Consider the following 24,110-nt stretch of genomic DNA (forward strand, 5'->3'; position numbering starts at 1 on the left):
TTATTCGTGACCAGCACAGCGCAGGCACCTCAGTCAGGAGCCGGGACGGCTCACCCCGAGCATCTCGGGCATGTCATCTTCATCGCGGCGGCGGCCGCTATGGGCGGCTTCCTGTTCGGCTACGACAGCTCCGTCATCAACGGCGCCGTCGAGGCCATCCGGGGCCGTTACGACATCGGCTCCGCAGCGCTGGCCCAGGTCATCGCCATCGCCCTGATCGGCTGTGCCGTCGGCGCCGCCACCGCCGGCCGAATAGCGGACCGCATCGGCCGCATCCGGTGCATGCAGATCGCCGCCGTCCTCTTCACCGTCAGCGCCATCGGTTCCGCGCTGCCCTTCGCGCTGTGGGACCTCGCCCTGTGGCGCATCATCGGCGGCTTCGCCATCGGCATGGCCTCCGTGATCGGCCCCGCCTACATCGCCGAGGTCGCCCCGCCCGCCTACCGCGGCCGGCTCGGTTCCTTCCAGCAGGCGGCGATCGTCGTCGGCATCGCCATCTCGCAGCTGGTCAACTGGGGCCTGCTGAACGCCGCCGGCGGCGACCAGCGCGGCAAGCTGATGGGCCTCGAGGCCTGGCAGGTCATGCTCGGCGTCATGGTCGTCCCGGCCGTCCTGTACGGCCTGCTCTCCTTGGCCATCCCCGAGTCCCCGCGCTTCCTGATCTCCGTCGGCAAGCACGAGCGCGCCCGTGAGATCCTCGCCGAGGTCGAGGGCAAGGGCGCCGACCTGGACGCCCGCGTCGCCCAGATCGAGCACGCCATGAAGAGCGAGCACAAGTCCAGCTTCAAGGACCTGCTCGGCGGCGGCTTCTTCTTCAAGCCGATCGTCTGGATCGGCATCGGCCTGTCGGTCTTCCAGCAGTTCGTCGGCATCAACGTCGCGTTCTACTACTCCTCGACGCTGTGGCAGTCGGTCGGCGTCGACCCGACGGACTCGTTCTTCTACTCGTTCACGACGTCGATCATCAACATCGTCGGCACCGTGATCGCGATGATCTTCGTGGACCGCATCGGCCGCAAGCCGCTCGCGCTCGTCGGTTCGGTCGGTATGGTCGTCGGTCTCGCGCTGGAGGCCTGGGCGTTCTCGTACCACCTGGTCGACGGCAAGCTGCCGGGCACCCAGGGCTGGGTCGCCCTGATCGCCGCCCACGTGTTCGTCCTCTTCTTCGCCCTGTCCTGGGGTGTGGTCGTCTGGGTCATGCTCGGTGAGATGTTCCCGAACAAGATCCGTGCCGCCGCCCTGGGTGTGGCCGCCGCCGCGCAGTGGATCGCCAACTGGGCCATCACCGCGAGCTTCCCGTCGCTGGCCGACTGGAATCTCTCCGGTACCTACGTGATCTACACGGTCTTCGCCGCGCTCTCCATCCCGTTCGTCCTGAAGTTCGTGAAGGAGACGAAGGGCAAGTCCCTGGAGGAAATGGGCTGACCCGCCCACCCCCGAACTCGAGGAGAAGGGCCAAGTCCCCGCTGCCTCTCTCCTCGACACCCGTCCGCCGTCCGGCCCGGTCACTGCCCGAGCCGGGCGGCGCGGCGTTGCCGCCCGTTCGCCTACGGGGCGCCTCACTCGCGCCGCGGGCGTGCGGGCGTACCCGATGGTGACCCCTCGGTCGTCGGCGTACGCCGCCATCTCCAGGGCCGCCCGGCAGCAGGCCCCAGCGAGGCGAGGGTCGCGCCGGGCTCGACGAGGATGAAACGTACGACCGTGACGGGCATGGGCAAAGCCCCCTTCGCCTTCGCCGGGCCGGTCCGCACGAGGGCCGTGGCTGACGATCCGCCAGACAACCGGGCATCCGCCCCCGGAGCCGCCGCCGAACGGCCCGGAGGCCGGTCGCGCATACTGGACCCGTTATGGAAATCGTCATCCTTGCTGTAGTCATCGCCGTGGTCGTGCTCGGTGCGCTCGGCGGGCTCCTCGTCGGCAGTCGCAGAAAGAAGCCGCTGCCCCCGGCGCCCCCCTCGACCCCCGACATCACCGCCCCTCCGGCCGAGCCGCACGTCGGCGACGAGGCCGAGACCCCGCGCGACGAGGAGCGCCGGACGATCGAGGAGGTGGACCTTCCGGCGGCCTCCGCTCCCGTCGCCGTGGAGGAGCCGCCGACCGTCGAAGCGCCCCCGATCGAGATCCCCGAGCCCACCGCCGGCCGTCTCATCCGTCTGCGCGCCCGCCTGTCCCGCTCGCAGAACGCACTCGGCAAGGGGCTGCTCACGCTCCTGTCCCGCGAGCACCTCGACGAGGAGACCTGGGAGGAGATCGAGGACACGCTGCTCACCGCCGACGTCGGTGTGCAGCCCACCCAGGAGCTGGTCGAGCGGCTGCGCGAGCGGGTGAAGGTGCTCGGCACCCGCACCCCCCAGGACCTGCGGGGACTGCTGCGGGAGGAGCTGCTCACGCTGGTCGGCACCGACATGGACCGCACCGTGCGGACCGAGCCGGAGAGCAGCAAGCCGGGCATCGTGATGGTCGTCGGCGTCAACGGCACCGGCAAGACCACCACCACCGGCAAGCTCGCCCGGGTCCTCGTGGCCGACGGCCGCACGGTCGTCCTGGGTGCCGCCGACACCTTCCGCGCCGCCGCCGCCGATCAGTTGCAGACCTGGGGCGAGCGGGTCGGCGCCTACACGGTGCGCGGGCCGGAGGGCGGCGACCCCGCCTCCGTGGCCTTCGACGCGGTCAAGGAAGCCAAGGAGATGGGCTACGACGTCGTGCTCGTCGACACCGCGGGGCGCCTGCACACCAAGACCGGTCTCATGGACGAGCTGGGCAAGGTCAAGCGCGTCGTGGAGAAGCACGCCCCGCTGGACGAGATCCTGCTGGTGCTCGACGCGACCACCGGGCAGAACGGCCTCGTCCAGGCTCGCGTCTTCGCCGAGGTCGTGGACATCACCGGCATCGTGCTGACCAAGCTGGACGGCACGGCCAAGGGCGGCATCGTGGTCGCGGTCCAGCGCGAGCTGGGCGTGCCGGTGAAGCTGATCGGTCTCGGCGAGGGCTCCGACGACCTGGCGCCGTTCGACCCGGAGGCGTTCGTTGACGCCCTTATCGGAGAGTGACCACCACCTGACCGGTCTCGGTACACGCCGAGAAGCGCCCGCCCCCAACGTGCAGTGGGGACGGGCGCTGCTTTTTCCGCTTCTTCCTCTTCCGCGCGCACGCGCGCGGGGGCGAGAAGGGTCCCTGCCGCATCCGCACGGTGCGGCAGGGACCCTTCGCTGTCGCCGCCCGGCCGGGCGATGTCTCGTAGGGTGTGTGTGCCCCTAGGGGGTGCCGGACGCCCCCTGGGCGCGGGAGCGGTGCGCCACGTAGGCCAGTGTGCCGATCAGCAGACGTGCTGCCGGCGGTGTCGTCGCCGAGTCGAGGGCGGGGGCGCGCAGCCAGCGGACCGGGCCGAGACCGCCGCGGTCCGAGGGCGGGGCCGTGACGTACGTCCCCGGGCCGAGGGCGTGCAGGTCGAGGTCCGCGTCGTCCCACGCCATCCGGTAGAGCAGGGCGGGAAGCTCGGCCGCGGAACCAGGAGCGACGAAGAACTGGGCGCGGCCGTCCGGGGTCGCGGTGACCGGGCCGACCGGGACGCCCAGCCGTTCCAGCCGGACCAGGGCGTGGCGCCCCGCCGCCTCGGCGACCTCGACCACGTCGAACGCGCGGCCCACCGGCAGCATCACCGCCGCGCCGGGCACCTCGGCCCAGGCCTCGGTCGCCTCGTCGAGCGTCGCACCGGCACGCACCACGGGGGCGAAGGACAGGGGATGCCCGCCGGGCGCGGTGCAGCCCGTGTCGCCGCACGAGCACGCCCCCGCGGCCGCCCGTGCGCCGGGCACCACGTCCCAGCCCCACAGGCCCGTGTACTCGGCGACGGCGATCCACTCCGACGAACGGCCCCGGCGTCGGGCACCGGGGCGGATCTCGCGGATGCTCCGCGTACCGCCGATCGTGAAGCCCATGCCCCCTCCAACGGTCTCAGCGTGCCGATGGTTACGCGATGGAATCAGAGCGTGACTCTGCGTCCCGCCTGTCGTGAGCCTTCCGCGTTCATCCTCGGCCTGCGCCCGTCACGGAGTCCGGGGCGCGACCAGTCGTACGCAGGGTGGTGAGGCCGACGGCTCGCGCCGGTGAATACCTCGCTCCATCCATTTCCGGCTGTCATGTGTCAAGTGAATCGCGCCGGGGCGACGGTGAGTTCATTCGAAGGGGTGGCGAATGGTGGCGCTTATGGATTCGCCATGGCTGGGCGGGTGATCGTAGGACTACTGTGAGTGTCCGGTTCCTGGGGACGCATGCACTCGTGGGTATGCCGGAGGCAAGCCGGGTTCCCGTCCGGAGGCTGAGAACCGACGGACGCGGGGCTGTGTCCACCGGCATTCTGGTAAGGCTTGGCGCACACAGCGCACAGGTGATTTCAGGGATGGGGGCGTTCCGGTGGGCGGCAACGGCGAAAGCGGTACGAACGCTGACAAGCGCCCCAATGAGCTGCTCGGCTCATGGTTCGTGCGCAGCGGCTGGTCGAAGGGCGAGCTGGCGCGCCAAGTCAACCGCAGAGCCCGCCAGTTGGGGGCCAACCACATCTCCACGGACACCTCGCGGGTGCGCCGCTGGCTGGACGGGGAGAATCCGCGCGAGCCCATCCCGCGCATCCTCTCGGAGCTGTTCTCCGAACGCTTCGGCTGTGTGGTCTCCGTCGAGGACCTGGGACTGCGCACCGCCCACCAGTCACCCTCCGTGTCCGGAATCGACCTGCCCTGGACGGGCCCGCAGACGGTGGCGCTGATCAGCGAGTTCTCGCGCAGCGACCTGATGCTGGCGCGGCGCGGCTTCCTCGGGACCTCGCTGGCCCTGTCCGCGGGCCCGTCCCTCATCGAACCCATGCAGCGCTGGCTCGTGCCGAGCCCCGGCGCCCCGCGCGAGCAGCCCGAGCCCACGTCGTCCGGGCGGGCTCGCGGCCGTCTGTCCAGGCCCGAGCTCGACCTCCTCGAAACCACCACCGTGATGTTCCGGCGATGGGACGCCCAGTGCGGGGGCGGCCTGCGACGCAAGGCCGTCGTCGGCCAGCTGCACGAGGTGACCGACCTCCTCCAGGAGCCGCAGTCCGAGCCGGCCACCAGGTGCCTCTTCAAGGTCGCCGCCGAGCTGGCCGAGCTGGCGGGCTGGATGAGCTACGACGTGGGACTCCAGCCCACCGCGCAGAAGTACTTCGTCCTCGCGCTGCACGCCGCCAAGGAGGCCGGCGACAAGCCGCTCGGCTCCTACATCCTCTCCAGCATGAGCCGCCAGATGATCCACCTGGGTCGGCCCGACGACGCCCTGGAACTCATCCACCTCGCCCAGTACGGCAGCCGGGACTGCGCAAGCCCGCGCACCCAGGCGATGCTGTATGCGATGGAGGCTCGGGCCTACGCGAACATGGGCCAGCCGGGCAAGTGCAAGCGCGCCGTCCGGATGGCCGAGGACACCTTCGCCGACGCACTCGAGTTCGACGAGCCCGAGCCGGACTGGATCCGCTTCTTCTCCGCGGCCGAGCTGCACGCCGAGAACTCCCACTCATACCGCGACCTCGCGTATGTCGCGGGCCGCAGCCCCAGCTACGCCTCCCTCGCCGAGCCGCTGATGCGCAAGGCCGTCGACGGTTTCGCCGAGGACCCCGAGCACCAGCGGTCGTACGCACTCAACCTGATCGGCATGGCCACCGTGCACCTTCTCCAGCGGGAGCCGGAGCAGAGTGCGGTGCTCGCCAGGCGAGCCATGGAAATCGCCCGAAAAGTGCGGTCCGAACGGGTCAACACTCGTATCCGAAAGACCGTCGACACAGCAGTACGTGATTTCGGCGATCTCACCGAGATCGTCGAATTGACCGATCACCTCGCCACCCATCTGCCCGAGACCGCGGAGGCGGTCTGAGCGCGGGCCCGCCGGACCACAAGGGCCCCCAGGACCCCGGCCGCGGCCGCCATCCCGAACTGCCCGACTCGGCTCCCCCATGCCAGGTCATCGGATGGCTGTCGCGGCCGGACGCATGGTCTTTCCGCCCGGAAGGGCGCGGCTCCCGCGGGCCCGGTCGACCGTCACGGAGCTTGCGCACCGGATGGCCGCGGTGACACGGCCGCCATGCCATTCCTCACAGGTTGCGTCACGATAACGATCGAACGGGCCGACATCCGGTAGTTCATCAACGCGTAACACGCCCGGCACCTTCGTCACTGCGGCGAAACATCGAGGGGCGCCGACCGAAACGGCGCTGCGCCAATCTCATGGCGCATAACCGGCCCATCCCTCATGACCGGACCGCTCTCAAGGCTTCGCCCGCACGGGGCCGTACCAACCGACGAGGAGACGCCGATGGCACCAGCCATCATGCTTGCGGCGGACGCACCCAAGCTGTCGTCCGCCAATACCGGCTTCATGTTGATCTGTTCCGCCCTGGTGATGCTCATGACCCCGGGCCTGGCCTTCTTCTACGGAGGCATGGTCCGCGTCAAGAGCACGCTCAACATGCTGATGATGAGCTTCATCAGCCTGGGCATCGTCACCATCCTGTGGGTGCTGTACGGCTTCTCCCTGGCCTTCGGCGACGACAAGGGCTCCATCATCGGCTGGACCTCCGACTTCGTCGGCTTCGGCGGCATAGGCAAGACGGACCTCTGGCCGAATTACACGATCCCGGTCTTCGTCTTCGCCGTCTTCCAGCTGATGTTCGCGATCATCACGCCCGCCCTGATCAGCGGGGCGCTCGCGGACCGGGTGAAGTTCACCGCCTGGTCCCTGTTCCTCGTGCTGTGGGTCACGATCGTGTACTTCCCGGTAGCCCACTGGGTCTGGGGCACCGGCGGCTGGGCCTTCGAACTGGGCGTCATCGACTTCGCAGGCGGTACGGCGGTCCACATCAACGCCGGTGCGGCGGCACTCGGCGTGATCCTCGTCATCGGCAAGCGCGTCGGCTTCAAGAAGGACCCGATGCGCCCTCACAGCCTCCCGCTGGTCATGCTCGGCGCCGGGCTGCTGTGGTTCGGCTGGTTCGGTTTCAACGCCGGCTCCTGGCTCGGCAACGACGACGGCGTCGGCCCGCTGATGTTCGTCAACACACAGGTCGCCACCGCCGCGGCCATGCTCGCCTGGCTCGCCTACGAGAAGATCCGTCACGGCGCGTTCACCACTCTGGGCGCCGCCTCCGGCGCGGTGGCCGGTCTGGTCGCGATCACCCCGTCCGGTGGCGCGGTCTCCCCGCTCGGCGCGATCGCCGTCGGCGCCATCGCCGGTGTCCTGTGCGCCATGGCCGTCGGCCTGAAGTACAGGTTCGGCTACGACGACTCCCTCGACGTCGTCGGCGTCCACATGGTCGGCGGTATCGCCGGCTCCCTGCTCATCGGCTTCTTCGCCAGCGGCAAGGGCCAGTCGGACGTCAAGGGCCTCTTCTACGGCGGCGGCCTCGACCAGTTCTGGAAGCAGTGCGCCGGTGTCTTCGCTGTCCTCGCCTACTCCCTGATCGCCTCCGCGATCCTCGCCTTCCTCCTCGACAAGACCATCGGCATGCGGGTCCCCCAGGACGAGGAGATCTCCGGCATCGACCAGGCGGAGCACGCCGAGACCGCATACGACTTCAGCGGCGCGGGCGGCGGCGTCATCGGCACCTCCGCCGGTCCGGCCCTGGCAGCCCCGCAGAGCAAGAAGGTGGACGCATGAAGCTCATCACCGCCGTCGTGAAGCCCCACCGGCTGGACGAGATCAAGGAGGCCCTCCAGGCCTTCGGCGTGCATGGTCTGACGGTCACCGAGGCGAGCGGCTACGGTCGGCAGAGGGGACACACCGAGGTCTACCGGGGCGCCGAGTACACCGTCGACCTCGTCCCCAAGATCCGTATCGAGGTGCTGGCCGAGGACGACGACGCCGAGCAGCTGGTCGACGTCATCGTCAAGGCGGCCCGTACCGGCAAGATCGGAGACGGCAAGGTCTGGTCCATCCCGGTCGAGACGGCCGTCCGGGTCCGGACCGGCGAGCGCGGCCCCGACGCGCTGTAAGGCACCAACGGAACAGGAGTCGCCGGGTGACGAGTACGGACGTACGTACGGAAGCAGAGGGCTCGGGACCCAGCGGCTACGCGGCGGCCCGGCTGCGCCTCCTCACCGAGGGGGCGCGGTCCGGGCCGCCGCGCCGTGCGGCCCTGGCCGAGCTGACGGACGACTGGCTCGCTCAGCTGTTCGCCGCGGGAGCCGAGGGCCTGCGCGGCGTGTCCCTGGTCGCCGTCGGCGGCTACGGCCGCGGCGAGCTGTCCCCGCGCAGCGACCTCGATCTGCTCCTGCTGCACGACGGCGGCGACGGCAAGGCGATCGCCGCACTGGCCGACCGCATCTGGTACCCCGTCTGGGACCTCGGCCTCGCCCTCGACCACTCCGTCCGCACCCCGGCGGAGGCCCGCAGGGCCGCGGGAGAGGACCTCAAGGTGCAACTCGGCCTGCTGGACGCCCGCCATCTCGCGGGCGACCCGGGGCTGACCGCGGGCCTGAGGACGGCCGTTCTCGCCGACTGGCGCAACCAGGCGCCCAAGCGGCTGCCCGAGCTCCGGGAACTGTGCGCCGAGCGGGCCGAACGCCACGGCGAACTCCAGTACCTCCTGGAACCCGACCTCAAGGAGGCCCGGGGCGGGCTGCGTGACGCCACGGCCCTGCGCGCGGTGGCCGCCTCCTGGCTCGCCGACGCCCCGCGCGAGGGGCTCGCCGACGCCCGGCTCGGACTCCTGGACGTACGGGACGCCCTGCACCTGACCACCGGGCGCGCCACCGACCGGCTCGCCCTCCAGGAACAGGACCAGGTCGCCGCCGAGCTCGGCCTGCTGGACGCCGACACGCTGCTGCGCCAGGTCTACGAGGCGGCGCGCGTCATCTCGTACGCCGGCGATGTGACCTGGCGCGAAGTGGCGCGTGTCCTGCGGTCACGCAGCGCCCGTCCCCGGCTGCGGGCCATGCTGGGCGGAAACAAGCCGGTCGCCGAGCGGTCCCCGCTGGCAGAGGGCGTGGTGGAGCAGGACGGCGAAGTGGTGCTGGCCCGCGTCGCGCGCCCGGAGCGAGACCCCGTGCTGCCCCTGCGTGCCGCCGCGGCAGCCGCCCAGGCCGGCCTCCCGCTCTCCCTGCACGCCGTACGGCGCATGGCCACCACCGTGCGCCCCCTGCCCACGCCCTGGCCCGCCGAGGCCCGCGAACAGCTCGTGACCCTGCTGGGCTCCGGCCGCCCGACCATCGAGGTCTGGGAGGCCCTGGAGGCCGAGGGCCTGATCACCCGTCTGCTGCCCGACTGGGAGCGGGTGCGCTGCCGCCCGCAGCGCAACGCCGTGCACCTGTGGACCGTCGACCGGCACCTGATCGAGACGGCCGTACGCGCCTCCGAACTGACCCGCCGCGTCGGACGGCCCGACCTCCTGCTGGTCGCCGCGCTTCTGCACGACATCGGCAAGGGCTGGCCCGGAGACCACTCCGTGGCGGGCGAGATCATCGCCCGGGACGTGGCGGGCCGCATCGGTTTCGACCGCGACGACGTGGCCGTCCTCGCCACCCTGGTACGCCACCACCTGCTGCTCGTGGAGACGGCGACCCGGCGCGACCTGGACGACCCGGCCACCGTGCGCTCGGTCGCCGAGGCCGTCGGCGCACAGAGCACCCTCGAACTGCTGCACGCGCTGACCGAGGCGGACGCGCTGGCCACCGGGCCCGCCGCCTGGTCGTCCTGGCGGGGCGCGCTGGTGACCGACCTGGTCAAACGGGTCTCCGCGCTGCTGGCCGGCGACGAGCCCGACGGCCCGCAGGACGCCGCGCCCACGGCCGAGCAGGAACGGCTCGCCGTCGAGGCGTTCCGCACGGGCGGCCCCGTGCTCGCGCTGCGCGCGCAGACCGAGCCGCCCACCGAGACTCCGGCCGACGAGCCGGAACCCCTCGGCGTGGAACTGCTCGTCGCCGTGCCCGACCAGCCCGGCGTGCTGCCCGCGGTGGCGGGCGTCCTGGCCATGCACCGCCTCACCGTCCGCACGGCCGAGCTGCGGGCCCTGGAGCTGCCCAACGGCGTCCACGACGGCTCGGTGCTGCTGCTCGACTGGCGGGTCGCAGCGCAGTACGGCTCGCTGCCGCAGGCCGCACGGCTGCGCGCCGACCTCGTACGGGCCCTGGACGGCTCCCTGGACGTCGCGGGGCGCCTCGCCGAGCGGGACGCCGCCTACCCGCGCCGCCGGGGCGTGGTGGCGCCCCCACCGCGCGTGACCGTCGCCCCGGCGGCCTCCCGGCACGCCACGGTGATCGAGGTGCGGGCCCAGGACGTGCCGGGGCTGCTGTTCCGGATCGGGCAGGCGCTGGAGAAGTCGGGCGTACGGATGCGCAGCGCGCATGTGTCGACGCTGGGTGCCAACGCCGTGGACGCCTTCTACGTCACCACCGGGGCGGGCGATCCGCTGCCGGGGGAGGAGGCGGCCCAGGTGGCACGGACGCTGGAGGAGACGCTTCGGGGGTGACCGTGTGGTCATGTCCCGAGCCTTCCCGAGAGGGTCCCCGCCGGCCGGGTGCGGCGGGCGGGGACGATTTGCCTGCCGGGCCGGATACCCTGGAGGGCAGCCCGAAACGCCCCCGACTCCGAGGACCGACGCCGCCGTGTTCGACACCCTCTCCGACCGCCTCAGCGCGACTTTCAAAAGCCTCCGCGGGAAAGGCAGGCTCTCCGAGGCGGACATCGACGCCACGGCCCGTGAGATTCGCATCGCGCTCCTCGAAGCCGACGTAGCCCTGCCTGTGGTCCGCTCCTTCATCAAGAACGTGAAGGAAAGGGCCCTCGGGAGCGAGGTCTCCCGGGCGCTGAACCCCGCCCAGCAGGTCCTCAAGATCGTCAACGAGGAACTGATCACGATCCTCGGTGGCGAGACCCGCCGCCTCCGTTTCGCCAAGCAGCCGCCGACCGTGATCATGCTCGCGGGTCTGCAGGGTGCCGGTAAGACCACCCTCGCGGGCAAGCTCGCCAAGTGGCTCAAGGAGCAGGGCCACTCCCCGCTCCTGGTCGCCGCCGACCTCCAGCGCCCCAACGCGGTGAACCAGCTGAGCGTCGTCGCCGAGCGCGCGGGCGTGGCCGTCTACGCGCCAGAGCCGGGCAACGGCGTCGGGGACCCGGTCAAGGTCGCCCGGGACTCCATCGACTTCGCGAAGACCAAGGTCCACGACATCGTGATCGTGGACACCGCCGGCCGCCTCGGCATCGACCAGGAGATGATGCAGCAGGCCGCGGACATCCGCGACGCCGTGCGGCCCGACGAGATCCTGTTCGTCGTCGACGCGATGATCGGTCAGGACGCCGTCAACACCGCGGAGGCGTTCCGCGACGGTGTCGGCTTCGACGGCGTGGTCCTCTCCAAGCTCGACGGCGACGCCCGTGGTGGTGCGGCCCTGTCGATCGCCTCGGTCACCGGCAAGCCGATCATGTTCGCGTCGAACGGCGAGAAGCTCGACGACTTCGACGCCTTCCACCCGGACCGGATGGCCTCCCGCATCCTCGACATGGGTGACCTGCTCACCCTGATCGAGCAGGCGGAGAAGACCTTCAGCCAGGCCGAGGCCGAGAAGATGGCCTCCAAGCTGGCCTCCAAGAAGGGCCAGGACTTCACCCTCGACGACTTCCTGTCCCAGATGGAACAGGTCAGGAAGATGGGGTCGATCTCCAAGCTCCTCGGCATGCTGCCGGGCATGGGCCAGATCAAGGACCAGATCAACAACCTCGACGAGCGGGACGTGGACCGCACGGCCGCGATCATCAAGTCGATGACCCCGGGCGAGCGCCAGGACCCGACGATCATCAACGGCTCGCGCCGAGCCCGTATCGCCAAGGGTTCCGGTGTCGAGGTCAGCGCGGTCAAGAACCTGGTCGAGCGGTTCTTCGAGGCCCGCAAGATGATGTCCCGCATGGCCCAGGGCGGCGGCATGCCCGGTATGCCCGGCATCCCCGGGATGGGTGGCGGTCCCGGCCGGTCCAAGAAGCAGCCGAAGAAGGCCAAGGGCAAGCAGCGCTCGGGCAACCCGATGAAGCGCAAGCAGCAGGAGCAGGAGGAGGCCGCGCGCCGCGCCGCCGCGGCCGAGGGCCAGGGCGGCGCCTTCGGCCTGCCGCAGCAGGCCGGTCAGGACTTCGAGCTGCCGGACGAGTTCAAGAAGTTCATGGGCTGACCGGCTTCACCGGCCGGCCCCACCAGAGTGCCGCCATACGGCGCCGAGGGCGCCCCTTCTTCGGGGGCGCCCTCAGCGCGTGCCGGGGCCTGCCGGGTGCCGTACCGTCCGATGTATGAGCGACGCCGCGCCACCACGCAAGACCCCGGAGAAGCCGTGGCGCACCGAAGGAACCCCGGAGGAGACGCCCAGGTGGCCGGGCGGCAGGAGGATGCGCGGCGGCTGGTGGGGCCTGGTCGTCGCCGCGGTGATCGTCTTCTTCGTCGCCTATGCCGTGGTGTCCTACTACAACCGCGGCAACGAGCCGACGATCTCGTACACGGAGTTCAGCAGGCAGGTCGATGACGGCAACGTCAAGACGATCTACTCCAAGGGCGACGCCATCCAGGGGCAGCTCAAGCACGCCCAATCCAACCCCGAGGGCGGAGGCAAGTACACCAAGTTCAAGACCCAGCGGCCCGCCTTCGCGGACGACAAGCTCTGGCAGAACCTCACCAAGCACCGTGTGACGGTGACCGCCCAGCCGGTGGTGCAGCAGCGCGGCCTCCTGTCCAACCTGCTGCTCTCGCTCGCGCCGCTGGTGATCCTCGTGGCTCTGTGGGTCTTCTTCGCGCGGCGGATCGGGGCGGGCCTGACCGGCCCGGGCGGCATGCTCGGCCGCAAGGCGCCGCCCAGACCTGTGGAGCTGCGGCCGGGCATCCAGCGCACCACGTTCGCCGATGTCGCCGGAATCGACGAGGTCAAGGCCGAGCTGGACGACATCGTCGACTTCCTCGAGCACCCCGACGCCTACCGCAGAATGGGCGCGAAAGCGCCGCGCGGCGTGCTGCTCACCGGCCCGCCCGGCACCGGCAAGACGCTGCTGGCGCGGGCGGTGGCGGGCGAGGCCGACGTGCCGTTCTTCTCCGCCTCCGCCTCCGAGTTCATCGAGATGATCGTGGGTGTCGGCGCCTCCCGCGTACGCGAGCTGTTCGCCGAGGCCCGCAAGGTGGCCCCGTCGATCATCTTCATCGACGAGATCGACACGATCGGACGGGCACGCGGCGCGGGCGCCTCGGTGAGCGGCCACGACGAGCGTGAGCAGACCCTGAACCAGATCCTCACCGAGATGGACGGCTTCACCGGCTCCGAGGGCGTCATCGTCATCGCGGCGACCAACCGCGCCGACATCCTGGACCCGGCGCTGACCCGGCCCGGCCGCTTCGACCGCGTGGTCCAGGTCTCCCCGCCGGACCGCGCGGGACGCGAGGCGATCCTCGCGATCCACACCCGCGACATACCCCTCGCCCCGGATGTGGACCTGGCTCAGGTGGCCCGCACCACCCCCGGCATGACCGGTGCCGACCTGGCCAACCTCGCCAACGAGGCGGCCCTGCTCGCGGTCAAGCGGAAGCAGGACCGGGTGACGCAGGCGGACTTCTCGGAGGCGCTGGAGAAGGTGCAGCTGGGCGCCGCGCGCGCACTTGTGATGCCGGAGGAGGAGCGCCGCAGGACCGCGTACCACGAGAGCGGGCACGCCCTGCTGGGCATGCTCCAGCCGGGCGCCGACCCGGTGCGCAAGGTCACGATCGTGCCGCGCGGCCGGGCCCTCGGGGTGACCCTGTCGACCCCCGAGTCGGACAGGTACGCGTACACGGAGGAGTATCTGCGCGGCCGTATCATCGGAGCGCTCGGCGGCATGGCGGCGGAGCAGGTGGTCTACGAGGTCATCACCACGGGCTCCGAGAGCGACCTGGAACAGGTCACCAACATCGCCCGCGGCATGGTCGCCCGCTGGGGCATGAGCGAGCGGGTGGGCCGTCTGTCGGCCTTGCCGAGCGACGCCCAGCAGACGTACGGCCTCTCGGCGGCCCCGCAGACGCTGGATGTGATCGAGATGGAGATGCGGCGCATCGTGGACGAGTGCTACGCGGAGGCGTGCCGCAAACTCCGGGACCACAGGAGCCAGTTGGACGCGCTGGCCGAGGCGCTGCTGGTCAACGAGACGCTGGACGAGGCGGAGGCGTACCGGATCGCCGGGGTGCTGCGGGTGAGGAAGGACGACTGAGCGGTCCCGGGCGGCCGGGACCTGGCGGACGCGGGCTGACCGAAGGCAACCCCTAGGGCACGCGCGCGATCAGATAGCGGAACACGTTTGGCATCCACACCGTCCCGTCCGCCCGCCGGTGCGGGTGCAGGGCCTCCGCCAGCTCCTTGCCGACCTGCTCCAGGTCCGTCGCGTCGATCGCCGCGTCGAAGAGCCCCGTCGACAGCATCCCCCGCACCGCGCTGTCCAGGTCGGCGTACCCGAAGGGGCAGGCGACCCGCCCCGATCCGTCCGGGCGCAGCCCCGAGCGCCGAGCCGTGTCCTCCAGGTCGTCGCGCCCGGCAGGGCGCGGGCGGCCCGCATCGCCTCCGGGGTCGGCCAGCTTGGTCGCGACACGGAGCACGGACACGGTGCTGCACCGTTCCGGCGGACCCCATCCGGCGAGCACCACGGGAGCCCCGCGCCGGGCGAGCGGGACCGCCGCCGCGAGCTGTCCGGCGAGAATCTCCCCGTCGTCGGCCGCGTATCCGGCCGGCCCGAAGGCGGTCAGCAGGGTGTACGCCCGCTCTCCGGGCGCGGGTGCCGCGTCCGGTGGGGAGCCGTCGACGATCCGTGCGTCCGCACGCGCGCGTGGCCGCGGGGTCGCGGGCCGCAGCCGCTCGCGTGCGATCGCCAGCCGTTCGTCCGCGCCGGTGTCGACACCGGTGACCGCGGCACCCCGGGAGGCCGCCAGCAGCAGGGCGAGGCCCGTACCGCACCCGAGTGCGAGCAGCCGTGTGCCGGAGCCCACGTCGAGCCGGTCGTAGACGGCCTCGTAGAGAGGGACGAGCATGCGCTCCTGTATCTCGGCCCAGTCACGCGCGCGTGCACGCCGTTCCACGCGGGGAGCCGCCCCCGCGTGGGGGAGGTGCTGCCCCGCGAGCGTAGGTGTCATCGAAAGCGCCCCAATCGCCGTCGGTTGTCGCTGTCTTCGGTTCCGTGGCCCCCGTGACGTGCGCTCGCACTTTCCCCGTGCCCCCCGTATGCCAGGTAACTCCGCGCCCGTCGTGGCGTCCAGGGGGTGTGGCGCACTCCTTGTGAGCCGTCCGTGCGCCCCCGGGCGACCCCGGACGACAAATGATTCAACCCGCGGGGAGGTGTCCCCGTACCATCGCGCCATGGCACACGCACCCGTTCTCACCCCCCGGGCGGACGACTTTCCGCGCTGGTACCAGGACCTGATCAGCAAGGCCGAACTGGCCGACAACGGGCCGGTGCGCGGCACCATGGTCATCCGGCCGTACGGGTACGGACTGTGGGAGCGGATGCAGACCGAGATGGACGCCCGCATCAAGGAGACGGGCACCCAGAACGCGTACTTCCCGCTGCTGATCCCTCAGTCGTACCTCACCAGGGAGGCCGACCACGTCGAGGGCTTCGCGCCCGAACTCGCCGTGGTCACGCACGGCGGCGGCAAGGAACTGGAGGAGCCCGCGGTCGTCCGCCCCACCTCGGAGACCATCGTCAACGACTACTTCTCCAAGTGGATCCAGAGCTACCGCGATCTGCCCCTGCTGATCAACCAGTGGGCCAACGTGGTGCGTTGGGAGCTGCGACCGCGCCTGTTCCTGCGCACCTCCGAGTTCCTGTGGCAGGAGGGGCACACCGCGCACGCGACATACGAGGAGGCGCGCGACTTCGCCGCGCACATCCACCGCGAGGTCTACGAGGACTTCATGCGCAGCGTCCTCGCGATGGACGTCGTCCCCGGCCGCAAGACCGTCAAGGAGCGCTTCGCGGGCGCCGTCAACACCCTCACCCTCGAAGGCATGATGGGCGACGGCAAGGCCCTTCAGATGGCCACCAGCCACGAACTGGGCCAGAACTTCGCCAAGGCCTTCCACACGCGGTACCTGTCGAAGGAGGGCAAGCAGGAGCTGGTCTGGCAGACCTCCTGGGGCTCGACGACCCGCATGGTCGGCGCCCTGGTGATGGCGCACGGCGACGACGACGGGCTCCGGGTCCCGCCGCGCCTCGCTCATATCCAGGTCGTCGTGCTCGCGATCAAGGGCGACGACACGGTTCTGGCCAAGGTCCGCGAGGTCGGCGGCCGGCTGAGGGCGGCCGGCCTGCGCGTCCAGGTGGACGACCGCACCGACACCCCCTTCGGCCGCCGTGCCGTCGACTGGGAACTCAAGGGTGTGCCCGTCCGCATCGAGATCGGTCCCCGCGATCTGGAGAACGGCACGGCGATGCTGGCCCGCCGCATCCCCGGGGGCAAGGAGCCGGTGGCGATCGACCGGCTCGTGAGCCTCCTGCCCGGGATCCTCGAGGAGGACCAGTCCCTGCTGCTCACCCAGTCCCGTGAGCGCCGCGAGTCCCGGACGGCGGAGGTGTCGACGATCGACGAGGCGGTCGAGGCGGCCGCCGCCGGAGGCTGGGCCCGCATTCCCTGGGCGGTGCTCGGCGAGGACGGCGAGGCCAAGCTCGCCGAGCACGCGGTGACCGTACGGTGTCTGGTGGCCGAGGACGGGTCGGTGCCCGACGCCGACGACGCACCCGGTAACGTCGCGGTCGTCGCACGCGCTTACTGAAGTACGAAATGGGCCGGGATAGCGACCGAAACGCCTCTTGCGCATCCGCAGTGACCAGGCGCCCCGGCGCGTGGACTTCGTCTACGCGCCGGGCCGTACGCGTCACTACGCACCGGCTTGGTAGGAGCTGTGAGGCTTCTCCGCAGATCAGCGCACCCGCCCTCGTCAGGACGCATCAGCGGCAACTGACGGGTACGTGCAAATTATTTGGGATGCCCCGGAATAGGAACACGGGGGCCCCCAGGCTCGTTGTCATTACGTGAGCACGACACCACCTGTTCTCGCCGCAGAGCTGGCACAGGCGTGGGCCGACATTCAACGGCACCACCCTGAACTGCCGGATCTCGCCGCGCCGGAGTCCCTGATCGGAGAGTCGTCGTCCGCCTGCGGGCACGAACTCTCATTCGAGCGACTGCTCCATGAAGCAGTCCACGGCATCGCCGCCGCCCGCGGAGTACGCGACACCTCCCGTGCCGGCCGCTACCACAACCGCAGATTCCTCGCGATCGCCGAGGAGCTGGGCCTGGACCACCCGGAGGAACCGCACCCGAGCAGCGGCTTCTCCCTGGTGACGCTCAGCCCCGAGGCGAAGCGGCGCTACCGCCCGACCATGGAACGGCTCCAGCGCGCGCTGAAGGCCCACTCGGCGGCGACGGCCGCGGACACGGCCCGCACCTTCCGAGGCCCGGCCGCACGGCACGGTTCCTCCGGAGGCGGCGTCCGGGTCAAGGCGGTCTGCGACTGCGGCCGCAACGTCCGCGTCGTCCCGTCGGTGCTGGCCCAGGCACCGATCATGTGCGGTGGCTGCGGCAAGCCGTTCCGCATCCCCGAGCCGGTGGGGGCGGCTGCGAGCTGAACGGACGGCTGCTCGTGGCAGCCGTGCTCGGCTCCGTCCGCGGGGACGACATCACCCAGTGAGCGCCGGGTGGCATGACTCATGCCCAGGGGAGCCCGGCGCCGGGTGCTCCTTCGTCATGCCCGCATGCGCGCGAGCCCCTCGGCTCAGTGCGCCCCTCGAGATGTGGCAGAATGGCTAGCTGTACTCGACAGCCGCACAGGACCCCTCTCTCCTCCGGCTGACGCGTCCATCGGGCACTCGGGTACCGCAACCCCACGCGGCAGTCTCGCCGTGCCCAACCACGTCAAATCCAGGAGAACCCACTCCCGTGGCAGTCAAGATCAAGCTGAAGCGTCTGGGCAAGATCCGTTCGCCTCACTACCGCATCGTCGTCGCCGACTCCCGCACCCGCCGTGACGGCCGGGCGATCGAGGAGATCGGCAAGTACCACCCGACGTACAACCCGTCGGTCATCGAGGTCGACGCCGAGCGCGTGGCGTACTGGCTCGGTGTCGGCGCCCAGCCGACCGAGCCCGTGCTCGCCATCCTGAAGAAGACCGGCGACTGGCAGAAGTTCAAGGGTGAGCCCGCCCCGGCGCCGCTGCTGGTGGCCCAGCCCAAGGCCGCGCGTCCGTCGTTCGAGGCGCTCGCCGGTGACGACGAGGGCAAGGGTGAGGCGATCACCCAGAAGAAGAAGGCCGAGAAGAAGGACGAGGCCACGGCTGAGTCCGAGTCGACCGAGGCCTGAGCATGCTCGAGGAGGCTCTCGAGCACCTCGTGAAGGGCATCGTCGACAACCCTGACGATGTGCAGGTGGCCTCGCGCAACCTGCGGCGCGGGCGGGTGCTCGAGGTCCGGGTCCACCCGGACGACCTTGGCAAGGTGATCGGCCGCAACGGCCGCACCGCACGCGCCCTGCGCACCGTCGTGGGCGCCATCGGCGGCCGCGGTGTCCGCGTCGACCTCGTCGACGTGGACCACGTCCGCTGAACGCAACGCAGCACCGGCTCGGGCCGGGGAGGGCCACTGGGCCGTCCCCGGCCCGTAGTCGTCACGACAGGAGATCTTCACAAGTGCAGCTGGTAGTCGCACGGATCGGCCGCGCCCACGGCATCAGGGGCGAGGTCACCGTGGAAGTACGTACCGACGAGCCGGAGCTCAGGCTCGCGCCCGGCGCCGTACTCGCCACCGATCCCGCCTCCACGGGGCCGCTCACCATCGAAACCGGCCGGGTGCACAGCGGCAACCTGCTCCTGCGGTTCGAAGGCGTGACCGACCGCAACGCCGCCGAGGCTCTCCGCAACACCCTGCTGATCGCCGACGTCGACCCGGACGAGCTCCCCGAGGGCGAGGACGAGTACTACGACCACCAACTCATCGACCTCGACGTCGTCACGAAGGACGGCGCCGAGGTGGGCCGCATCACCGAGATCGCGCACCTGTCCTCGCAGGACCTGTTCGTGGTGGAGCGTGCGGACGGGACCGAGGTGCTGATCCCGTTCGTCGCGGAGATCGTCACCGAGATCGACCTGGAGGAGCAGCGGGCGGTCATCGACCCGCCGCCCGGGCTGATCGACGACCGGGCCGAGATCGCCTCCCCGCGAAACGAGGCGTGATGCGGCTCGACGTCGTCACGATCTTCCCCGAGTACCTGGAGCCGCTGAACGTCTCCCTCGTCGGCAAGGCACGTGCGCGTGGACAGCTCGACGTGCACCTGCACGACCTGCGGTCCTGGACGTACGACCGGCACAACACCGTCGACGACACTCCGTACGGCGGCGGCCCCGGCATGGTCATGAAGACCGAACCCTGGGGCGACGCCCTGGACTGCGTCCTCGCCGACGGCTACGAGTCCGGGTCCCAGGCTCCGGCGCTGATCGTCCCGACGCCCAGCGGCCGCCCCTTCACCCAGAAGCTCGCCGTCGAACTCTCCGAGCGCCCCTGGCTGATCTTCACCCCCGCCCGCTACGAGGGCATCGACCGCCGCGTCATCGACGAGTACGCGACCCGCATACCCGTGTACGAGGTGTCCATCGGCGACTACGTCCTCGCCGGTGGCGAGGCGGCCGTACTCGTCATCACGGAAGCGGTGGCCCGGCTGCTGCCCGGCGTCCTCGGGAACGCCGAGTCCCACCGGGACGACTCCTTCGCGCCCGGCGCGATGGCGAACCTCCTGGAGGGGCCCGTCTACACCAAGCCGCCGGCCTGGCGCGGGCGCGAGATCCCGGACGTGCTGCTCAGCGGCCACCACGGCAGGATCGCCCGCTGGCGCCGGGACGAGGCCCTCAAGCGCACCACGGCCAACCGGCCCGATCTGATAGAGCGCTGCGAGCCCTCGGCCTTCGACAAGAAGGACCGCGAGATGCTCTCCATCCTGGGCTGGGCCCCGGACCCGGAGGGCGCGCCGCACGGCCGATTTTGGCGCAGGACCAGCGTCGTGGAAGAATAGGCGGCTGTTGTCCGCGGTCCGGCGCGCGCCCCTGCCACAGGGGGACACGACGCCCGCCCCGACCCGGCCGGCGACTCTTACCGAAAAACTACCTCCCGCCGATGACCTGTGGCATTGGCGAAGAAAGCAGACGAAATGTCTCACCTGCTCGACTCCGTCGACGCCGCGTCGCTGCGCAGCGACCTCCCGGCCTTCCGCCCCGGTGACACCGTCAACGTCCACGTCCGCGTCATCGAGGGCAACCGCTCCCGTGTGCAGCAGTTCAAGGGCGTGGTGATCCGTCGCCAGGGTTCCGGCGTGCGCGAGACCTTCACGGTCCGCAAGGTCTCCTTCTCCGTCGGCGTCGAGCGCACCTTCCCGGTGCACACTCCGATCGTCGAGAAGATCGAGCTGGTCACCAAGGGTGACGTGCGCCGCGCCAAGCTGTACTACCTGCGCGAGCTGCGCGGCAAGGCGGCGAAGATCAAGGAGAAGCGCGAGAACTGAGCGCCTCCCGGGGTCCGAAGCGGGGCCGGATAGCATCTGGCCCCGATGGACACCGAAGCACAGCACACGGAGCGCGACCGCTCCTCCCACCCCGCAGACTCCGAGGACACCTCGGACACACCGGGTACGGAGGGACGGTCGCGCTTCGCGTCGGTGTCCCGGATCGCCGACCGGCTGCCCGGCGGACGGATCACCCTGACCGTGCTGGCCTGCCTGCTCTTCCTGCTCGCCCTCAGCACATGGGTCGTACAGCCCTTCGACATCCCCAGCGGTTCGATGGAACGCGGATTGAGGGTTGGGGACCGCGTGCTCGTAAATAAGTTGGCGTACCGTTTCGGTTCGAAACCGCAGCGGGGAGATGTCGTCGTGTTCGACGGCACCGGATACTTCGGGAGCGCCGACTACATCAAGCGGGTAGTCGGTGTGGGGGGAGACCATGTGGTCTGCTGCGACAGGGAGGGGAGACTCGAGGTGAACGGCCGGTCGGTCGACGAGTCGTCGTTTCTGTACCCGGGGAACAGCCCGTCCGACGTCCCCTTCGACGTCGTCGTGCCCGCCGGCACGCTCTTCGTGCTCGGCGACCACCGCAGCGACTCCAGTGACTCCCGCGACCACCTGGGCTCACCGGGTGGCGGCATGGTCCCGCTCGATGCCGTGATCGGCAAGGCCGACTGGGTGCTCTGGCCCTCCGCGGACTTCCGGCGCCTGCACCGTCCCGGCGCCTACACGCGCGTACCCGCCAGGGAGACGAGCGCACCGGTGAAGACGGACGGCGCCCATGGGTAACCGCGGCAAACCGCGCGGCCTGCAGTCCGACACCGCCACGCAGAACCTCCTGCCCACCGGCGCGCGGCGCGCTGCCGGCAGCGGCCCCACCGGGCGCAGCCGCGCCGAGCGGCGCAAGCTCCAGCGCAAGGTCAAGCGCAAGAGAAGGCGTTCCGCGGTCAAGGAGATACCCCTCCTCGTCGGCGTCGCCGTCCTCATAGCACTGGTCCTGAAGACCTTCCTGGTGCAGGCTTTCGTGATCCCGTCGGGTTCCATGGAGAACACGATCCAGATCGGCGACCGCGTCCTCGTGGACAAGCTGACCCCCTGGTTCGGCTCCAAGCCGCAGCGAGGCGACGTCGTCGTCTTCCGGGACCCCGGGAACTGGCTCGCAGGCGAGAAGACGACCAAGAAGAACGACCCGGTCGTCGTCAAGCAGGTCAAGGAAGGGCTCACCTGGATAGGCCTGCTGCCCTCCGACAACGACAAGGACCTCATCAAGCGGGTCGTCGCGGTCGGCGGGGACACGGTCAAGTGCTGTGACACCCAGGGCCGCGTCACCGTCAACGGCATGCCCCTGAACGAGCCGTACATTCACCCGGACAACAAACCTTCGGACTTCTCCTTCTCCGTGACCGTGCCCCCGGGCCGCCTGTGGGTCATGGGCGATCACCGGGCCAACTCGGCCGACTCCCGCTACCACCGCACGGAGAAGTTCGGCGGTACCGTGTCCGAGAAGTCCGTAGTCGGCCGCGCCATGGTCATCGCCTGGCCCGTCGGGCACTGGACGCGTCTGAGGGAACCAGACACTTACGCGTCCGTGCCGAGCGGGTCGACCGCCGCGCTCGGTCCGTCGCATAGGGTGGCCTCCGCGGATCGATACGGATTGATCCCCCTCCCGAGCCCTGCGGAACTCCCGCTCGTTATGGGAGTGGTGGGCCTGCGCCGACTGAGGCGCCGGCGGCGGTACGGAGTGAGGAGTGGATGTGGGGGATTTGGCGGTCGGCGCACGGTCCGGACACGAAGGTCCCGAAGAGAGGCCGCAGCGACCCGACGAGGCGGCTGCCCCGGCCGCGCACGACCCCAGCGGCTCCGGGAGTGACCCCTCGGACGGAGGTGGGACCCAGGACGGCGGCGGACAGACCCGCCGGCCCCCGCAGCAGCGCTCCTTCTGGAAGGAACTTCCGCTCCTCATCGGCATTGCGCTGGTCCTAGCGCTGCTGATCAAGACGTTCCTGGTGCAGGCGTTCTCGATCCCCTCGGACTCGATGCAGAACACCCTTCAGCAGGGCGACCGCGTCCTGGTGGACAAGCTGACCCCCTGGTTCGGTTCCCAGCCCACCCGCGGCGAGGTCGTCGTCTTCCACGACCCGGACAACTGGCTGGCGGGCGAGCCCACCACGAACCCGAACGCCCTCCAGACGGCCCTGAGCTGGATCGGCCTGATGCCGTCCGCGGAGGAGAAGGACCTCATCAAGCGGGTGATCGGTGTCGCCGGGGACACCATCGAGTGCAGGAACACCGGCCCTCTGATGGTCAACGGCAAGCCGCTCAACGAGCCGTACGTGTACCCGGGCAACACCCCGTGCAGCGTCGACGACCAGGGCGGCCAGTTCAGGGTCACGGTCCCCCCGGGCAGAATCTGGGTCATGGGCGATCACCGGCAGAACTCCCTGGACTCCCGGTACCACCAGCAGGACAGGTACCAGGGCTTCGTGCCGGTCGGGAACGTCGTGGGCCGCGCCATCGTGGTCGCCTGGCCGCCCACCCGCTGGAACACGCTGCCGATCCCCGACACCTTCGACCAGGGCCTGGACGTGACGGCTCCCGCGGCACTCGGACTGACGGGTGCCCTTCCGCTGGTCCTGTGGCGCAGGCGCCGCCTCACCGCGCGCCTTACCGCCGAAAACGCTCGGGTTCCCGGTGGCGGTACCGCCGGGTAGGGTGCCGTCCCAGATCGCCGATCTTCCGCGGCCCCGGGTGGCCGCGGGAATCGAATCTCCGACCTGGGGAGCACTGGGATGAGCGGGACTGGTCGTACGCAAGAGGGCCGCGGACGGCTCGGCAGCACGCTGTCGGGGCTGGCCGTGGCCCTCGGCTGTGTGGTCTTCCTCGGCGGGTTCGTCTGGGGTGCGATCGTCTACAAGCCCTACACCGTGCCGACCGACTCCATGTCGCCCACCATCGTCGCCGGTGACCGGGTCCTCGCCCAGCGTGTCGACAGCGCCGACATCAAGCGCGGCGACGTCGTCGTCTTCCGGCAGAAGAGCTGGGGCGACATGCCCATGGTCAAGCGGGTCGTGGCGGTCGGCGGCGACACCATCGCCTGCTGCACCGATGGCAGGCTGACCGTCGACAACAAGGAGATCCACGAGTCGTACCTGGCCGAGGGGCAGGTCGCCGAGTTCAGGAAGATCCCCACGCTCACGGTCCCGAAGGACCGGCTGTTCATGCTCGGTGACGAACGCAGCGGCTCCCTGGACTCCACGGCCCACCTGACGGAGGCCTTCAGCGGCACGGTGGCGCGCGACGCGGTGGACGCCCGCGTGGACGCCGTCGTATGGCCGATGAACGGCATGCTGGACCGCCCGACCGGCTTCGAGGAGCTGGGCCCGATCTCCTCGCCGGGGCCGCTGCGGCCGATCCTCGGCACGATCGTGGCGGGCGCGGTGCTGGTGATGGCGGGCGGCGCGTACGGGCCGATCGCCCATCGCGCGGTCCGCAAGCGCGCCGGCGCAGCACGCGGGGAGCCGGCCGGTGTCCGCTGAGGCGCCACCGCCGTCCCTCCCCACCCCGGACGAGCCGT

Annotated in this window: 21 protein-coding genes; 19 read left to right on the forward strand and 2 right to left on the reverse strand. The window is 70.5% G+C overall.

Translation table 11 applies throughout. The features are described from left to right. Positions 1-6: 6 nt before the first annotated feature. Positions 7-1,425, forward strand: a complete 1,419-nt coding sequence (locus ABZ823_RS15175; protein WP_361659107.1) for a sugar porter family MFS transporter — start codon at positions 7-9, stop codon at positions 1,423-1,425. A 422-nt stretch (positions 1,426-1,847) separates the two neighbouring features. Continuing rightward, entirely contained in the window at positions 1,848-3,050 is a 1,203-nt protein-coding gene (gene ftsY, locus ABZ823_RS15180; protein ID WP_361659110.1) for a signal recognition particle-docking protein FtsY, read from the forward strand. A 204-nt stretch (positions 3,051-3,254) separates the two neighbouring features. On the opposite strand, the gene ABZ823_RS15185 is transcribed toward ftsY, so the two are convergent. Next, positions 3,255-3,938 (reverse strand): bifunctional DNA primase/polymerase, encoded by a 684-nt coding sequence (locus tag ABZ823_RS15185; protein WP_361659112.1) that lies wholly within the window; start codon positions 3,936-3,938, stop codon positions 3,255-3,257. 475 nt (positions 3,939-4,413) lie between these two features. Here ABZ823_RS15185 and ABZ823_RS15190 point away from each other — a divergent pair, with 475 nt between their 5' ends. The 6 genes from ABZ823_RS15190 (at position 4,414) to ftsH (ending at position 14,214) form a co-directional block, all read left to right on the forward strand. Continuing rightward, positions 4,414-5,889 carry a hypothetical protein gene (locus ABZ823_RS15190; protein WP_361659115.1) on the forward strand — a complete coding sequence of 492 codons (1,476 nt, stop codon included), beginning with the start codon at positions 4,414-4,416 and terminating at the stop codon, positions 5,887-5,889. Positions 5,890-6,327: 438 nt separating this feature from the next. Next, positions 6,328-7,668 (forward strand): ammonium transporter, encoded by a 1,341-nt coding sequence (locus ABZ823_RS15195; RefSeq protein WP_361659118.1) that lies wholly within the window; start codon positions 6,328-6,330, stop codon positions 7,666-7,668. Further along, the gene (locus tag ABZ823_RS15200) at positions 7,665-8,003 is read left to right on the forward strand and encodes a P-II family nitrogen regulator (RefSeq protein WP_165263595.1); all 339 of its coding nucleotides are present in this window, start codon (positions 7,665-7,667) and stop codon (positions 8,001-8,003) included. Before ABZ823_RS15195 ends, ABZ823_RS15200 begins: the two co-directional genes overlap by 4 nt. Before the next feature lie 26 nt (positions 8,004-8,029). Then, complete coding sequence (locus tag ABZ823_RS15205; protein WP_361659123.1) at positions 8,030-10,477, forward strand: [protein-PII] uridylyltransferase; 2,448 nt, start codon at positions 8,030-8,032, stop codon at positions 10,475-10,477. A gap of 136 nt (positions 10,478-10,613) precedes the next feature. After that, positions 10,614-12,167, forward strand: a complete 1,554-nt coding sequence (ffh, locus tag ABZ823_RS15210) for a signal recognition particle protein (protein ID WP_361659126.1) — start codon at positions 10,614-10,616, stop codon at positions 12,165-12,167. Between the two features lie 115 nt (positions 12,168-12,282). Next, on the forward strand, positions 12,283-14,214 hold the full coding sequence (gene ftsH / locus ABZ823_RS15215; protein ID WP_361659129.1) for an ATP-dependent zinc metalloprotease FtsH: 1,932 nt from the start codon (positions 12,283-12,285) through the stop codon (positions 14,212-14,214). Between the two features lie 52 nt (positions 14,215-14,266). Here ftsH and ABZ823_RS15220 read toward each other — a convergent pair whose 3' ends face one another. Continuing rightward, positions 14,267-15,127, reverse strand: a complete 861-nt coding sequence (locus tag ABZ823_RS15220; RefSeq protein WP_361659131.1) for an SAM-dependent methyltransferase — start codon at positions 15,125-15,127, stop codon at positions 14,267-14,269. A 223-nt stretch (positions 15,128-15,350) separates the two neighbouring features. Here ABZ823_RS15220 and proS point away from each other — a divergent pair, with 223 nt between their 5' ends. The 11 genes from proS (at position 15,351) to lepB (ABZ823_RS15275) (ending at position 24,072) form a co-directional block, all read left to right on the forward strand. Continuing rightward, positions 15,351-16,766, forward strand: coding sequence for a proline--tRNA ligase (gene proS, locus ABZ823_RS15225; RefSeq protein ID WP_361659134.1), 1,416 nt, complete (start codon positions 15,351-15,353; stop codon positions 16,764-16,766). Positions 16,767-17,025: 259 nt separating this feature from the next. Next, on the forward strand, positions 17,026-17,622 hold the full coding sequence (locus ABZ823_RS15230; protein ID WP_361659136.1) for a hypothetical protein: 597 nt from the start codon (positions 17,026-17,028) through the stop codon (positions 17,620-17,622). A 310-nt stretch (positions 17,623-17,932) separates the two neighbouring features. Further along, entirely contained in the window at positions 17,933-18,352 is a 420-nt protein-coding gene (gene rpsP / locus ABZ823_RS15235; RefSeq protein ID WP_361659139.1) for a 30S ribosomal protein S16, read from the forward strand. A 2-nt stretch (positions 18,353-18,354) separates the two neighbouring features. Then, the gene (locus ABZ823_RS15240; protein WP_003973401.1) at positions 18,355-18,594 is read left to right on the forward strand and encodes an RNA-binding protein; all 240 of its coding nucleotides are present in this window, start codon (positions 18,355-18,357) and stop codon (positions 18,592-18,594) included. An 83-nt stretch (positions 18,595-18,677) separates the two neighbouring features. Continuing rightward, positions 18,678-19,220: a ribosome maturation factor RimM gene (gene rimM, locus ABZ823_RS15245; protein WP_361659142.1), complete on the forward strand. Its 543-nt coding sequence runs from the start codon at positions 18,678-18,680 to the stop codon at positions 19,218-19,220. Then, positions 19,220-20,053 (forward strand): tRNA (guanosine(37)-N1)-methyltransferase TrmD, encoded by an 834-nt coding sequence (trmD, locus tag ABZ823_RS15250; protein WP_361659145.1) that lies wholly within the window; start codon positions 19,220-19,222, stop codon positions 20,051-20,053. The genes rimM and trmD overlap by 1 nt, the downstream gene beginning before the upstream one ends. 135 nt (positions 20,054-20,188) lie before the next feature. Continuing rightward, positions 20,189-20,539 (forward strand): 50S ribosomal protein L19, encoded by a 351-nt coding sequence (rplS, locus tag ABZ823_RS15255; protein ID WP_361659149.1) that lies wholly within the window; start codon positions 20,189-20,191, stop codon positions 20,537-20,539. A 45-nt stretch (positions 20,540-20,584) separates the two neighbouring features. Continuing rightward, positions 20,585-21,325 (forward strand): signal peptidase I, encoded by a 741-nt coding sequence (lepB, locus tag ABZ823_RS15260; RefSeq protein WP_361659152.1) that lies wholly within the window; start codon positions 20,585-20,587, stop codon positions 21,323-21,325. Then, positions 21,318-22,406, forward strand: coding sequence for a signal peptidase I (lepB, locus tag ABZ823_RS15265; RefSeq protein ID WP_361659156.1), 1,089 nt, complete (start codon positions 21,318-21,320; stop codon positions 22,404-22,406). The genes lepB (ABZ823_RS15260) and lepB (ABZ823_RS15265) overlap by 8 nt, the downstream gene beginning before the upstream one ends. After that, the gene (lepB, locus tag ABZ823_RS15270; RefSeq protein ID WP_361659159.1) at positions 22,291-23,247 is read left to right on the forward strand and encodes a signal peptidase I; all 957 of its coding nucleotides are present in this window, start codon (positions 22,291-22,293) and stop codon (positions 23,245-23,247) included. The genes lepB (ABZ823_RS15265) and lepB (ABZ823_RS15270) overlap by 116 nt, the downstream gene beginning before the upstream one ends. A gap of 78 nt (positions 23,248-23,325) precedes the next feature. Beyond that, positions 23,326-24,072: a signal peptidase I gene (gene lepB, locus ABZ823_RS15275; protein WP_361659161.1), complete on the forward strand. Its 747-nt coding sequence runs from the start codon at positions 23,326-23,328 to the stop codon at positions 24,070-24,072. The last annotated feature ends 38 nt before the right edge of the window (positions 24,073-24,110 follow it).

Source organism: Streptomyces sp. NPDC047079 (assembly GCF_040643755.1).
Taxonomy (GTDB): Bacteria; Actinomycetota; Actinomycetes; order Streptomycetales; family Streptomycetaceae; genus Streptomyces.

Coding starts and splice junctions, on each gene's coding strand:
- lepB (WP_361659152.1), top strand. CDS start 20,585: ATGGACACCGAAGCACAGCACACGGAGCGCGACCGCTCCTCCCACCCC.
- proS (WP_361659134.1), top strand. CDS start 15,351: ATGGCACACGCACCCGTTCTCACCCCCCGGGCGGACGACTTTCCGCGC.
- ABZ823_RS15220 (WP_361659131.1), bottom strand. CDS start 15,127: ATGACACCTACGCTCGCGGGGCAGCACCTCCCCCACGCGGGGGCGGCT.
- ABZ823_RS15195 (WP_361659118.1), top strand. CDS start 6,328: ATGGCACCAGCCATCATGCTTGCGGCGGACGCACCCAAGCTGTCGTCC.
- ABZ823_RS15240 (WP_003973401.1), top strand. CDS start 18,355: ATGCTCGAGGAGGCTCTCGAGCACCTCGTGAAGGGCATCGTCGACAAC.
- ABZ823_RS15185 (WP_361659112.1), bottom strand. CDS start 3,938: ATGGGCTTCACGATCGGCGGTACGCGGAGCATCCGCGAGATCCGCCCC.
- lepB (WP_361659156.1), top strand. CDS start 21,318: ATGGGTAACCGCGGCAAACCGCGCGGCCTGCAGTCCGACACCGCCACG.
- ftsY (WP_361659110.1), top strand. CDS start 1,848: ATGGAAATCGTCATCCTTGCTGTAGTCATCGCCGTGGTCGTGCTCGGT.
- ftsH (WP_361659129.1), top strand. CDS start 12,283: ATGAGCGACGCCGCGCCACCACGCAAGACCCCGGAGAAGCCGTGGCGC.
- lepB (WP_361659161.1), top strand. CDS start 23,326: ATGAGCGGGACTGGTCGTACGCAAGAGGGCCGCGGACGGCTCGGCAGC.
- rplS (WP_361659149.1), top strand. CDS start 20,189: ATGTCTCACCTGCTCGACTCCGTCGACGCCGCGTCGCTGCGCAGCGAC.
- trmD (WP_361659145.1), top strand. CDS start 19,220: ATGCGGCTCGACGTCGTCACGATCTTCCCCGAGTACCTGGAGCCGCTG.
- ABZ823_RS15200 (WP_165263595.1), top strand. CDS start 7,665: ATGAAGCTCATCACCGCCGTCGTGAAGCCCCACCGGCTGGACGAGATC.